Here is a 12717-nt window from a genome sequence, read left to right as displayed (position 1 = left end):
GCACCTACGATTTGTATTTTTACTTTGTGTAGGCGAGGTTTATGCCTCTCCTTCACCTTCTTTATTTTTTTCAGCCTCTTTGTACCATAACGCAAAAAAGCACTCTGTTAATTTGTGCTCTATCTCAAGCGCTTTTTCTGTCGGGCAAAACAAGGTAAAGCTTGCTTTAAATTCACCTAAATCGGTTGTACCAAAGTGAATTACTGGTTCTGGGCCAGATATTTTTGCATCAAGTTTACGCTCAATCATCGAATTATAACGGCTTGCTACTTCTTGAAACTCTTCGCAGTACAGCTTAGCTTGCTCAGTGAGTGTGTCGTGAATAGGGTAAGGGTTAAAGCTCTCTCTTCGGACAATAATAAAATGATGTGTAACAAAGCGTTTTACAAAGTTTAAGTTTTTAATAGAGCTGGTAATCAGCTTATTATTAGGTATGTATATGGTTTTTCTAGAAAATTGATAAGTATGTATATCAATTTCATGCATGGTTGTTTTTATCCAATCCGTTTCAGCTACTTCACCAAAGTAATCACCTACTTGTATCCAATCACCCACTCTAAACGGGCGAGTTGTTACGAGGTAAAAAAAGCCTATTACACACTGAATAAACTCACGCGTTGCAAGTACAATCGCCACGGCAAAAGCAGCAATAGAAAGTGCAAAGTTTTGAATTTCAGTAGACCACACAAATAGCAGCGATATCATCATTACAAAATTAATAAAGTGCTTAATATTGTGTGCGATGTAACGGATGTCTTTTTCTTTTTTTTCTGCGCGACTTTTAGCTAGCTTATCAACAAGCACTTTTAGTACAAATGCAATTGTGATCATTACAATTGAAAGAAGAAACGGATGCAGCAATATATCTTTAGTCATGGTATCCAATTAAACGTGAGTTGATAAAAACAGGCTCAGTATATTGATTTATTAAACCAATTAGCAAATTTAGTGTAAAAAAGTAACCAATAAAAAATGTAGCTACGTTATTGAGTTACTTGCTCAGTGCAATGCTTGTGATTTTTAGCCATTCTTTTTCGGCATATGAGTACAAGCTCAATGGCTGAAATAAAAATCAAAGTATAGCCAAGCGTTTCTATACCTTCCTCAACAATGTTTTTTACCGCACGTACATAGTCATCACCCATTACTGAATGCCAAAATGCGCCTTTGCCCATCATTCGCGAAAATGCGAGTAAAGTAACCATGCCTGATAAGCAAATTCCATAACTAGGAGTGAGGCTATAGGCTTTTAAAGCGTTAAAAATACTTCCTCTGTTTGTTATTAAATAAACAAACACGCCAGCTAAAATTGAATAGACGATACTTTGCCAAGCGCCATCAAAAAAGTATAAGTCGAGGTAGGTATCAAACTCTCTTACAAACATCATTGCCGATAATGCAGCTAGTAATACAGCCGGTATTTTGAGTTGAAAGTTAATTCGCGAAGCGTAAAAAAATAAAATACAGCTTAAAAAAGTTAAAACATCTTGCATATGTTCGGTAAGAGTTTCTTCACTGTAAAGTGCATCCTGTTTTAATTCAAACCCTTCAAGTTGAATTAAATGAGCAACACCCGCTAGGCATAATAAATAAAAGATCGCAGTAAAAACATAAATAACCAAGAGAAACTATAAATGCGCGGGATTCTAATCGTTAAAATGTTTTAAAGCCAAAACAAAATTTAAACTTTTAATCTTTTTATCGGTCTAAAATTTTTGCTGTTAAAATAATGGCTTAGTTGTTTTTTTAATGTTGAATAGATGTTTGTAATGTGACGTTTTAACTGGTTTGTTGTGCAAAATATAACAAACATTAAAAAGCCCTTACTAATTACTTAGCAAGGGCTTTTTATAATTAAGAACTTAGAGTTTAGCGCCTAGCGCATCGTTACAAATTCTTCCGAGCCAGTCGGGTGAATAGCAACAACGGCATCAAAATCAGCTTTAGTTGCGCCCATTTTCATGGCAACTGCAAAACCTTGAATCATTTCATCAACCGCAAAACCAATCCCATGTAGGCCAACTACTTTTTCGTCTGGGCCGGCACATACAAGTTTCATTTTACAAGGCTGGCGATGTTTAGTTACCGCTGTGTACATAGCCGTAAAACCAGATTGATAAATTTTAACGTTTTCTTCGCCATACTGAGAAATAGCTTCTTGCTCAGTTAAACCAATAGTACCAATCGGTGGATGACTAAATACAACAGTAGGAACTAGGCTGTAATCCATTTTTAAATCATCAGGTAGTTCTTTATTAAATAAACGCTCTGATAAAGTACGCCCTGCTTTAACTGCTACAGGTGTAAGTTCAATACCGTTTTCGATAATATCACCAACAGCATAAACGTTTTTAGCTGTGGTATTTTGAAACTCATCAACTTTTACAAAACCACTGCTGTTTACTTCTACGCCAGCTGCAGCAACGTTAATAGCATTGGTTGTTGGCTCGCGGCCAATAGCCCAAATAACTTGATCAACGTTGTGAGTTTTGCCGTTATCTAAATGAAGCGTTACTGAGCCATCGTCTTCTTTAACTAATTTATGGGGTACAGACTCTGTATGAAGAGTAGGGCCTTCAGCAGCCATAACATCAACAAGCGTATCTACAATGTACGGGTCAAAGTTACGAAGCGGAGAATGCTTACGAACAAATAAATGCGTCTCAGTACCTAAACCATGTAATACACCAGCAAGTTCTACAGCTATATAACCTGCGCCTATTACTGCAACGCGTTTAGGTTGCTCTTTTAATTCAAAAAAGCCATTAGAATCGATACCGTGCTCAGCACCTTCAATATGCGGAATGCTTGGGCGCCCACCTACTGCAATTAATATGTGATCGGCTGTGTAATGCTCGCCGTTTACTTCAACTGTTTTATTATCTACAAATTTAGCAAAGCCTTTAATTACAGTAACGCCATTGCTAGCAAGGCCACTGTCATAACCTTTATGAATTCGGCCTATGTAGGCTTCGCGGCTTTCTACTAACTTGCTCCAATCAAAGCCTTTAACTTCAACATTAAAGCCGTAATCTGGGGCGTATAAATTAATAGCTTCGGCAACCTGAGCACCGTGCCACATTACTTTTTTAGGTACGCAGCCTACGTTTACACACGTGCCGCCCATGTGTTTTGCTTCTATAAGTGCTACTTTAGCGCCACGCATTGCCGCTCTATTTGCAGAGGCAATACCACCACTGCCACCACCGATTGCAATATAATCAAAGTGTTGTGTCATTTTATGTCCTTAGGCGTTGAGTTTTATGCGCATTAGCATAACATTAAGTTTTAAAAATAAAGAGTGTTTAGGTGACCTATGTTTAGTAAAAAAACATTCGAATTTCTTGCTCAGCTTGATCAAAACAATAATAGAGACTGGTTTAACGACCATAAATCACAGTATGAGGAATACGTAAGAGAGCCCGCTTTAGATTTCATTAGGCAAATGCAAGCACCACTTGCTGAGGTTTCTAGCCATTTTGTCGCATCAGATAAAAAAGTGGGCGGTAGTTTAATGAGAATCCATAAGGATGCGCGTTTTAGTAAAGATAAAACCCCATATAAAATTAATGTAGGGATTCAATTTCGCCATTTTATGGGAAAAAACGTACACGCCCCGGGTTTTTATTTTCACTTAGCAAATGACGAATGCTTTATAGGTGCTGGTATTTGGCGACCAGAATCAAAGGCGCTTAACGCAATTAGAACCTGCATAGATGAAAACCCAAATAGCTATAAAAAAGCAATTTATAATGAGCAATTTAAATCTATTTTTGAAATGTCAGGAGAGTCGCTAAAACGCCCACCAAGAGGTTTTGAAAAAGAGCACCCATTAATAAATGAGCTCAAGCGAAAAGACTTTATAGCTATTAGCCCGCTGACTCAAAAGCAAGTATGTAGCAATAATTTAGTTGATACGGTACTAGAGCGTTATAAAGTGGCCGACTCATTAATGGGTTATTTGTGTTTTTCTCTGGAGCAACCTTATTAAAATTAAACAACTTAAAAGCGGCTGAGTTGTTTTTTTACTTTTAGACCCAATTTAAAACGTAATGCATTAACGCAAAGAGAGTATTTATGAGCAACCCACTAATTGGCCTTGAAGGCTTACCACCATTTTCAAAAATAAAGCCTGAGTATGTAGTACCCGCACTAAAAGACGGTATTGAGCTTTGTCGTAAAGCCATTGATGACGTGTTAGCTAAAGGTTCGTACACGTGGGATGACTTAGTATTACCCCTTGAAGAAGCTGACGATAAATTATCGCGCATGTTTTCCCCTGTATCGCATTTAAATTCAGTAATGAATAACGACGAATTACGTGAAGCTTACGAGCAGTGCTTACCGTTAATATCTGAATATTCAACATTTGTAGGTCAGCATCAAGGTTTATACAACGCGTATAATACGCTTTATAACAGCGACGAATTTAAAACGCTGACTACAGCACAGCAAAAAACAATTACTAATGCGCTGCGTGATTTTAAATTATCGGGTATTGCTTTAGCGCCAGAACAACAAAAACGCTACGGCGAAATAAGCGCACGCTTATCTGAGCTTGCCTCAAAATTTGGCAACAATGTAATGGATGCGACTTTAGCGTGGCACAAGCATATTACTGATGAGAGCGACTTAGCTGGCTTGCCAGAATCAGCTCTTGCACTTGCAGCCGATACCGCAAAAAGTAAAGAATTAGATGGCTGGTTATTTACACTCGATTTTCCATCATATTTACCCATAATGGCTTACGCAGATAACCGCGAACTACGCAGGGAAACCTACACTGCGTTTTCTACGCGCGCATCAGATCAAGGCCCTAACGCCGGTGAGTTTGATAACTCAGATATTATGAGAGAGGAGCTTGCGCTTCGTCATGAACTTGCACAGTTACTAGGATTCAACAGCTACGCTGAAAAGTCACTCGCGACTAAAATGGCAGAGTCACCAGAACAAGTATTCTCATTTTTAGAAGACCTAGCAGCTAAATCAAAACCACAAGCAGAGCAAGAAGTGGCCGAGCTAAAGGCGTATGCTGAGCAAAAACACGGTATTTCTGAATTAGAAGCATGGGATTTTGGTTACTATAGCGAAAAGCTTAAGCAAGAAAAGTATGCAATTTCAGACGAAGTACTACGTCCTTACTTCCCTGCAAATAAAGTATTAAGTGGATTATTCGAAACCGTTAATCGCTTATTTGGTATTAGCGTAAAAGAAGTTACTGATTTTGATACTTATCATAAAGATGTTCGCTTTTTTGAAATTGTAGATAGTAGCAATACGCTTCGTGGACGCTTTTATCTAGATTTATATGCACGCGACCACAAACGTGGTGGTGCGTGGATGGATGACTGTATGGGTCGTAAAGTACGTGCTAACGGCGAACTACAAACTCCAGTGGCTTATTTAGTGTGTAACTTTAATAAGGCGGTTGGCGATAAACCGGCGCTGTTTACTCATGACGAAGTAACTACTTTATTTCATGAGTTTGGTCATGGTATTCACCACCTGCTGACACAAGTTGATGCTGCTCCTGTTGCGGGTATTAATGGTGTTGCATGGGATGCGGTAGAGCTTCCTAGTCAGTTTTTAGAGAACTGGTGTTATGACGAAGAAGCCCTGAGCTTTATTTCAGGTCATTATGAAACGGGTGAGCCGTTACCTAAAGAGTTACTTGATAAGTTACTTGCTGCTAAAAACTATAACTCAGGCGTACAAATGCTACGTCAAATTGAGTTTTCGTTATTCGACTTTAAAATCCATAACGATTACAAAGTGGGTGAGCAATGCCAAATTCAAGCAGTACTAAACGATGTACGTAGCCGTACATCAATCGTTAAACCGCCTGAGTTTAACCGTTTTCAAAATGGTTTTAGTCATATTTTTGCCGGCGGTTATAGTGCAGGTTATTACTCGTATAAATGGGCTGAAGTACTTTCTGCTGATGCATTTTCTAAATTTGAAGAAGAAGGTATTTTTAACGCTAAAACAGGGCAAGCCTTTATGCAAAACATTTTAGAAAAAGGCGGTAGCGAAGAGCCAATGGAATTATTTAAAAAGTTTCGTGGTCGTGAGCCAAATGTCGACGCGTTACTACGTCATAGCGGTATTGCTGTTTAAAAATTAATATTTAGCACAAACCAAATTAAAGCGCCTTAATGGCGCTTTTTTATTATTTTAAAATTATTATCTAATAATTTTTAGTAATTTCATCCTACCGTACTATGCTTTTAGCACACCTAATAAAATGGACTAAGGCATGGCAAAGTTGGTATTGGCAATTGATGACGACAAGTATGTTCATCATATAATTGAAGAGTCTTTAGCAGAGTTTTGTAAAATAATTCATGCAAAAGATGGCGATGAAGGATTAAGGCTAACCAATAAATACAACCCAGATATTATTTTACTCGATATTGAAATGCCAGGTATGTCAGGTTATGACGTATGTAAAACAATAAAGCAAAGTCAAAATACTCAAGATATTCCCGTTATGTTTCTCTCATCTAAAATAGAGCTAAGCGATCGGGTAAAAGGTTACAGCGTCGGCGCATCCGATTACATTACAAAACCTTTTAACGCAGAAGAGTTAATAGCGCGAATAAAGGTACTTTACGAATATAGGCAAAAATGCGCAAAACTTAAATTGGATATAGTAAAAGCGAATAAAACAGCTGAAATAGCAATGACAGAGTCGGGCGATATGGGGCGTATAATGCGCTACGTTGGACAAAGTTATCACGCTAATAACTTTCAATCGTTAAGCGAATACTTTTTTACTTTTTTTGCACCTTTAAATTTAGATGTTGTGGTTGTGTTTTGGTATCAAAGCAAAGGTATTTTTTACAGCCAGCAAAGTGGTGTTTGCCCGCTAGAGCAAGAACTGCTAGAGCAACATCGACATGCTCAACGATTTGTTGATATTGGTAGCAGTACTATTATTAATTATCCCAAAGTATCCCTTTTGATAAAAAATATGCCTGTTGATAACGATGCTTTGTACGGGCGCTACAAAGATCTTTTCCCGCATATATTAGAAGTGACCAACGAGAAGGTTGTTACCATGGAAAGAAGCGAAAGCAGTTATGAGCAGGCAGCTCAAATAAGTACAGCCCTTCAAGACATTGTTAAGCAGTTAACTACTCAAAATGTAGAGCAAAACAAAAGTACTAAAATATTTATAGAGCAGCTACATGAACTTGACTGCGCCATTAAGCTACAACAAACACAAGCAAATCCTGCGGATCTCACCTTATATATATCCCAACTGGATCAAACGATGCAGTTATTTGTATCGGCTAATAGTGATTTAGCCTTTATCAAATATCAGCTTAAACAGGTTGCCGAAAGCCGCAATGAACTTATATCTAATTTACGCACTAAAGCGGAAGCCGCAAAGGTTAATACTAATCATCATAGCGATATAGAGCTATTTTAGTGCTTTAAAGTAAAGCGGTTGATATACTACAGGCGTATTTTATCGTCGGAGTTTATTGTGGTTATTCAGTGTGCTTTTAAAGAGTTACGTCCTTATTTAAATGAATTAGAAACACGCTTTGGTTTAGCCCAATGGGCGCAAAATTGCAGTGGCTTTAGCTTACATTACGACGATAAAGGGTTAAGCCTATTTAAAACCGACGAGCCCAAACTAGGTGCAATTAACGTTGACTTTGTAACCGGTGCCGCCGCCCATAGGCGTAAGTTTGGCGGTGGTAAAGGGCAAGCAATTGCCAAAGCGGTTGGCTTAAATAAAGGTGCAACGCCTGTTGTACTTGATGCTACCGCAGGCCTTGGGCGAGATGGCTTCGTACTTGCCTCGCTAGGGTGCAAAGTTATATTACATGAACGTCACCCGGTTGTAGCTGCACTTTTATACGATGGTTTAAAGCGAGCCTATAGCGATATTGAAATTGGTTTGTGGATGAAAGAAAATATGAGCCTAATATTTGGTTCAAGCCATACCCTACTATCGCAGTGTGAAAGCATGCCCGATGTGGTTTATTTAGATCCTATGTTCCCGCATCGCGAAAAATCAGCATTAGTTAAAAAAGAAATGCGCGTATTTCAAGAGCTAGTTGGTGCAGACAACGACGCTGACGACCTACTTGATTTTGCCTACCCACTCGCCAGTAAGCGTGTAGTAGTAAAGCGCCCCGATTACGCCCCATTTTTAAATGACAAAACCCCAAGTATGCAGATCAAAACCAAAAAGAACCGTTTTGATGTCTATGTAAAGGCGGCAATGGTTTAAACATCAAAAAAAATTGGTGTTATACCCCTAGATCTTATTGTCGCTGAAACCATACCTTGCTTGCAGCGACACTTATCGATGAAAGAATTGTTATATTGGGCTAGATCTTAGGATCTAGCCTTTTGAATCTAGGATCTTATTGCACTTTCATGTTAGAATTTGCGCAATTTTTTGGCATAGCAAAGTAGCACAGTAATGATCTTAGATGATATTCGCATTGTTTTAGTTAACACGTCACATTCGGGCAATATTGGTTCGGCGGCTCGCGCCATGAAAACCATGGGTTTATCAAAGCTTTATTTAGTTGATCCTGCTTGTGAAATAGACAGCCAAGCAAGTGCTTTAGCTGCAGGCGCAACTGATGTTTTAGGCAATGCAGTTATTGTAGGTACTGTTGAAGAAGCTATCGCTGACTGTACATTAACGATTGGCACAAGTGCGCGTTCTCGTACGCTTTCGTGGCCAATGGTTGAACCACGTGAATGTGGTGAAAAACTCGTTGCTGAAGCTGTAAATGGTCCTGTAGCGCTAGTATTTGGTCGTGAAAACAGCGGCTTAACTAATGAAGAATTACAGCTTTGTAATTACCACGTATGTATTCCTGCTAATCCAGAGTACAGCTCGCTTAATTTAGCTATGGCCGTACAAACACTTAGTTATGAAACACGTATGGCGTTTTTAAATCAACAACCTAAAAAGGTTGAAGAAGACGATGCTGTTTACCCAAGCTCAAAACAAACAGAACTGTTTTATGAGCACCTTGAAGAGACGCTTTTCAAAACCGGCTTTATTATCAAACAGCACCCTGGTTTAGTTATGACTAAATTACGTCGTTTATTTAACCGAGCTCACCCTGAAGATGCCGAAATGAATATTTTACGCGGTATTCTCACCTCAATTAATAAGTCTATCCCTAAGTAACTTAGGTATAGCTATTAGTTATAAAAACCAATGGGTAAATAACTAGCTAATACTTGACTAAAATACTCAGGTAATTACAATGGCTGTAATACTTGACCAAAGAGGTCAAGTATTGAAAATTTGTTTACTCTACAATTTAAAAGTATGAGTTTCTAAATCAAATTTTTATCAAGTGATAATACTTGACTAATTTACTCTGGTAATTAAAATTTGCACTCTTTTGTGCAGGGGGCGTTATGAAGTTAACATCAAAAGGCAGATATGCCGTTACAGCTATGCTGGATGTTGCACTACACACAGGTGTAGGTCCTGTAGCCCTTGCTGATATTTCACAAAGACAAGAAATTTCTTTGTCTTACCTTGAACAATTATTTGCTCGTTTACGTAAAAATGGCCTAGTAAGTTCTGTTCGTGGACCTGGTGGTGGTTATTTACTAGGGCGTGAAGCGGGCGTTATCTCTGTTGGCGATATTATTAGCGCCGTAGACGAATCGGTCGATGCAACACGTTGCCAAGGTGCCGATACCGGCTGTCAGAGTGGTATGCGCTGTTTAACACATAATTTGTGGTCAGACTTAAGCGCACGCATAGAAGAATTTTTGAATAATATTACCCTTGCTGAATTGGTGGAAAAATCAGATGTGAAAGAAATAGCATCGCGCCAAGATAACAGTATCAATAATGCAATTAAGCAGTTGGAAAACATTCAAGTAAGCTGTCAACTTTAAGGTTGACCTGCAGCGGAGAGAGAAATGAAGTTACCGATTTATTTAGATTACGCAGCGACCACGCCTGTTGATGAACGTGTTGCTAAAGAAATGATGCAGTGCCTGACAATGGACGGTAAGTTTGGTAATCCTGCGTCACGCTCACACCGTTTTGGTTGGCAAGCAGAAGAAGCTGTTGACCAAGCGCGTACAGATATTGCTGATTTAATTAATGCAGACCCACGTGAAATTGTTTTCACATCGGGTGCAACAGAATCAAATAACCTTGCTATTAAAGGTGCAGCACAGTTTTACAAGAAAAAAGGTAAGCACGTTATTACCGCTAAAACTGAGCATAAAGCTGTAATCGACACATGTCGTGAGCTTGAGCGCCAAGGTTTTGAAGTAACTTACATGGACGTTGAAGAAAACGGCCTACTTGATTTACAAAAACTTGCCGACACAATGCGTGACGACACAGTACTTGTAAGCATCATGCACGTTAATAACGAGCTAGGTGTAATTCAAGATATCGCGACTATTGGCGAAATGTGTCGCGAACGTAAAATTATGTTCCACGTAGATGCAGCGCAAAGCGCGGGCAAAGTATTAATCGACGTGCAACAGCTTAAAGTTGATTTTATGTCGTTCTCTGCACATAAAGTGTATGGCCCTAAAGGTGTTGGTGCACTTTACGTTCGTCGTAAACCACGTGCTCGCCTTGAAGCGCAAATGCACGGTGGCGGACATGAACGCGGTATGCGCTCTGGTACACTAGCAACTCACCAATTAGTGGGTATGGGTACTGCGTTTAAAATTGCTAAGCAAGATTTCGAAAAAGATCACGCACACATCAGTGCCTTACGTAATCGTTTAATCGACGGCATTATGGCTGATATGGACGAAGTATACTTTAACGGCACACAAGACCAATCAGTACCGGGTATTGTAAACATCAGCTTTAACTTTGTTGAAGGTGAGTCGTTACTTATGGCAGTAAAAGACATTGCAGTATCGTCAGGTTCAGCCTGTACATCTGCAAGCTTAGAGCCTTCTTATGTATTACGTGCACTTGGCCGTAACGACGAATTAGCACATAGCTCAATTCGTTTTAGTATTGGTCGCTTTACTACCGAAGAAGAGATTGATTACACCGTCGAATTAATGAAAAACTCTATCGGTCGCCTACGTGAGATGTCTCCACTTTGGGAGATGCATCAAGAAGGTATTGATTTAGATTCAGTTGAATGGGCTCACCACTAATAGTGTGAGCACATACCCTAGCAGGTAATGAGGATAGAATAATGGCTTATAGTGATAAAGTAATCGACCACGTAGAAAACCCACGTAACGTAGGTACTCTAGATAAGAACGATCCGTCAGTGGCAACGGGTATGGTAGGCGCACCAGCATGTGGTGACGTAATGAAACTGCAAATTAAAGTATCTGCCACTGGCGTTATTGAAGATGCAAAATTCAAAACCTACGGTTGTGGTAGCGCAATAGCTTCATCTTCACTTGTAACAGAGTGGGTTAAAGGCAAAACGCTAGACGAAGCAGCGACAATTAAAAACACTGATATCAGTGCAGAGCTTGAGTTGCCACCAGTGAAAATTCACTGTTCAATTTTAGCCGAAGACGCAATTCAAGCAGCAATTGCAGACTACAAAAGCAAACAAGCGAAGTAAGAAGAGAAACTCATGGCAGTGACATTGACAGATGCGGCAGCAAACCGCGTACAATCATTTTTAGCAAACCGCGGTAAAGGTTTAGGCCTGCGCGTTGGCATTAAAACGACGGGCTGTTCAGGTCTTGCTTATGTACTTGAGTTTGTTGACGATTTAAACGAAGACGATGAAACTTTTGCGGCTAAAGGTGTCACCTTAATTGTTGACGCTAAAAGCTTAGTTTACATCGATGGCACAGAGCTCGACTACACTAAAGAAGGCTTAAATGAAGGGTTTAAATTTAATAACCCGAATCAAGCAGATGAGTGTGGTTGTGGCGAAAGCTTTACCGTTTAAGCTTTAAATATCTTTGTAGTATAAATAAGCCCTGCCAGTTAATGTAGGGCTTTGTTATTTCTGAATATTATTGGTTGAAGTTATGCGTTACTTTGAATTATTTGCAGTCCCCGTTGATTACAATATTGATTTAGCAACGGTTAACAAGCACTACTTGGAATTACAGCGTACTGTACATCCCGATCGCCACGCGAATGCGAGCAGCCGCGATAAGTTAATGGCTGTGCAAAGCACCGCCGAAATTAACGATGCGCTACAAACATTAAAGCACCCAGTAAAACGTGCTGAATATATGTTGAGCGAGCTAGGCGTTGATATTCGTGCAGAGCAGCAAACCTTGCAAGATCCAATGTTTTTAATGCAGCAAATGGAACTTCGCGAAGAGCTTGAAGAGCTAACATCATCAAGCGATCCTGATACTGCGATTGCAAATTTTGAAAAACAAATTAAGCAACTAAACGCGCAGTACAGTGCACAACTTGCCGAGCAACTAGCGAGTAACGATGAGCAGCAATATCAACTTGCCGCAGATAATATTCGTAAACTGAAGTTTGTTTATAAGTTGCGTGACGAACTAGAGCGCATTGAAGACAGTTTATTTGACGATTAATTACTTGCTGCAAAGCGAGCAACACGAGTTTAAAGAGCATTATGGCATTATTGCAAATTGCTGAGCCGGGGCAGAGCGCGGCACCACACGAACATAAACTAGCTATTGGTATTGACCTTGGTACAACCAATTCATTAGTTGCAACAGTACAAAGTGGCGAAGCCCGCACGTTAACTGATGATCTTGGCGCGGCTATGTTACCGTCGG

General features: G+C 39.5%; 14 protein-coding genes. 11 read left to right on the top strand and 3 right to left on the bottom strand.

The features are described from left to right. Window positions 1-39 precede the first annotated feature (39 nt). The 3 genes from L655_RS0114875 to gorA all read right to left on the bottom strand — a co-directional run bounded on the left by L655_RS0114875 (window position 40) and on the right by gorA (window position 3238). Complete coding sequence (locus tag L655_RS0114875; RefSeq protein ID WP_024597410.1) at window positions 40-876, bottom strand: mechanosensitive ion channel family protein; 837 nt, start codon at window positions 874-876, stop codon at window positions 40-42. Window positions 877-983: 107 nt separating this feature from the next. Then, window positions 984-1622 carry a hypothetical protein gene (locus L655_RS0114870; RefSeq protein WP_231619945.1) on the bottom strand — a complete coding sequence of 213 codons (639 nt, stop codon included), beginning with the start codon at window positions 1620-1622 and terminating at the stop codon, window positions 984-986. Between the two features lie 254 nt (window positions 1623-1876). Beyond that, the gene (gorA, locus tag L655_RS0114865) at window positions 1877-3238 is read right to left on the bottom strand and encodes a glutathione-disulfide reductase (RefSeq protein WP_024605448.1); all 1362 of its coding nucleotides are present in this window, start codon (window positions 3236-3238) and stop codon (window positions 1877-1879) included. A gap of 78 nt (window positions 3239-3316) precedes the next feature. On the opposite strand from gorA, the gene L655_RS0114860 reads away from it, so the two are divergent. The 11 genes from L655_RS0114860 to L655_RS1000000127265 all read left to right on the top strand — a co-directional run. Next, window positions 3317-3991, top strand: a complete 675-nt coding sequence (locus L655_RS0114860; RefSeq protein WP_024605447.1) for a DUF2461 domain-containing protein — start codon at window positions 3317-3319, stop codon at window positions 3989-3991. 86 nt (window positions 3992-4077) lie between these two features. Continuing rightward, entirely contained in the window at window positions 4078-6117 is a 2040-nt protein-coding gene (gene prlC, locus L655_RS0114855) for an oligopeptidase A (RefSeq protein ID WP_024605446.1), read from the top strand. A gap of 139 nt (window positions 6118-6256) precedes the next feature. After that, the gene (locus L655_RS0114850) at window positions 6257-7435 is read left to right on the top strand and encodes a response regulator (protein ID WP_024605445.1); all 1179 of its coding nucleotides are present in this window, start codon (window positions 6257-6259) and stop codon (window positions 7433-7435) included. Window positions 7436-7492: 57 nt separating this feature from the next. After that, window positions 7493-8248: a class I SAM-dependent methyltransferase gene (locus L655_RS0114845; RefSeq protein WP_024605444.1), complete on the top strand. Its 756-nt coding sequence runs from the start codon at window positions 7493-7495 to the stop codon at window positions 8246-8248. A gap of 195 nt (window positions 8249-8443) precedes the next feature. Further along, a complete protein-coding gene (gene trmJ, locus L655_RS0114840) occupies window positions 8444-9169 on the top strand; it encodes a tRNA (cytosine(32)/uridine(32)-2'-O)-methyltransferase TrmJ (protein ID WP_002958423.1) in 726 nt (241 codons plus the stop codon). 236 nt (window positions 9170-9405) lie between these two features. Further along, on the top strand, window positions 9406-9897 hold the full coding sequence (gene iscR / locus L655_RS0114835) for a Fe-S cluster assembly transcriptional regulator IscR (protein WP_002958424.1): 492 nt from the start codon (window positions 9406-9408) through the stop codon (window positions 9895-9897). A gap of 24 nt (window positions 9898-9921) precedes the next feature. Further along, window positions 9922-11139, top strand: a complete 1218-nt coding sequence (locus tag L655_RS0114830; protein ID WP_002958425.1) for an IscS subfamily cysteine desulfurase — start codon at window positions 9922-9924, stop codon at window positions 11137-11139. A gap of 41 nt (window positions 11140-11180) precedes the next feature. Further along, window positions 11181-11564, top strand: a complete 384-nt coding sequence (gene iscU / locus L655_RS0114825) for a Fe-S cluster assembly scaffold IscU (RefSeq protein ID WP_002958426.1) — start codon at window positions 11181-11183, stop codon at window positions 11562-11564. Window positions 11565-11576: 12 nt separating this feature from the next. Beyond that, complete coding sequence (gene iscA, locus L655_RS0114820) at window positions 11577-11900, top strand: iron-sulfur cluster assembly protein IscA (protein WP_002958427.1); 324 nt, start codon at window positions 11577-11579, stop codon at window positions 11898-11900. A gap of 82 nt (window positions 11901-11982) precedes the next feature. Then, the gene (hscB, locus tag L655_RS0114815; protein ID WP_024605443.1) at window positions 11983-12510 is read left to right on the top strand and encodes a co-chaperone HscB; all 528 of its coding nucleotides are present in this window, start codon (window positions 11983-11985) and stop codon (window positions 12508-12510) included. A 41-nt stretch (window positions 12511-12551) separates the two neighbouring features. Continuing rightward, window positions 12552-12717, top strand: a 166-nt coding sequence (locus L655_RS1000000127265) for an Hsp70 family protein (protein ID WP_139016276.1), incomplete at its 3' end; no start/stop codon positions are given.

The organism is Pseudoalteromonas sp. TAE79, assembly GCF_000498015.1.
Classification (GTDB): Bacteria; Pseudomonadota; Gammaproteobacteria; order Enterobacterales; family Alteromonadaceae; genus Pseudoalteromonas.
This window is presented reverse-complemented; position numbering and strand designations above follow the sequence as displayed.

Bases quoted from the DNA above. Each gene is read 5' to 3' on its own strand.
- L655_RS0114875 (WP_024597410.1), bottom strand. From the start codon at position 876: ATGACTAAAGATATATTGCTGCATCCGTTTCTTCTTTCAATTGTAATG.
- gorA (WP_024605448.1), bottom strand. From the start codon at position 3,238: ATGACACAACACTTTGATTATATTGCAATCGGTGGTGGCAGTGGTGGT.
- L655_RS0114860 (WP_024605447.1), top strand. From the start codon at position 3,317: ATGTTTAGTAAAAAAACATTCGAATTTCTTGCTCAGCTTGATCAAAAC.
- prlC (WP_024605446.1), top strand. From the start codon at position 4,078: ATGAGCAACCCACTAATTGGCCTTGAAGGCTTACCACCATTTTCAAAA.
- L655_RS0114850 (WP_024605445.1), top strand. From the start codon at position 6,257: ATGGCAAAGTTGGTATTGGCAATTGATGACGACAAGTATGTTCATCAT.
- trmJ (WP_002958423.1), top strand. From the start codon at position 8,444: ATGATCTTAGATGATATTCGCATTGTTTTAGTTAACACGTCACATTCG.
- iscR (WP_002958424.1), top strand. From the start codon at position 9,406: ATGAAGTTAACATCAAAAGGCAGATATGCCGTTACAGCTATGCTGGAT.
- L655_RS0114830 (WP_002958425.1), top strand. From the start codon at position 9,922: ATGAAGTTACCGATTTATTTAGATTACGCAGCGACCACGCCTGTTGAT.
- iscU (WP_002958426.1), top strand. From the start codon at position 11,181: ATGGCTTATAGTGATAAAGTAATCGACCACGTAGAAAACCCACGTAAC.
- iscA (WP_002958427.1), top strand. From the start codon at position 11,577: ATGGCAGTGACATTGACAGATGCGGCAGCAAACCGCGTACAATCATTT.
- hscB (WP_024605443.1), top strand. From the start codon at position 11,983: ATGCGTTACTTTGAATTATTTGCAGTCCCCGTTGATTACAATATTGAT.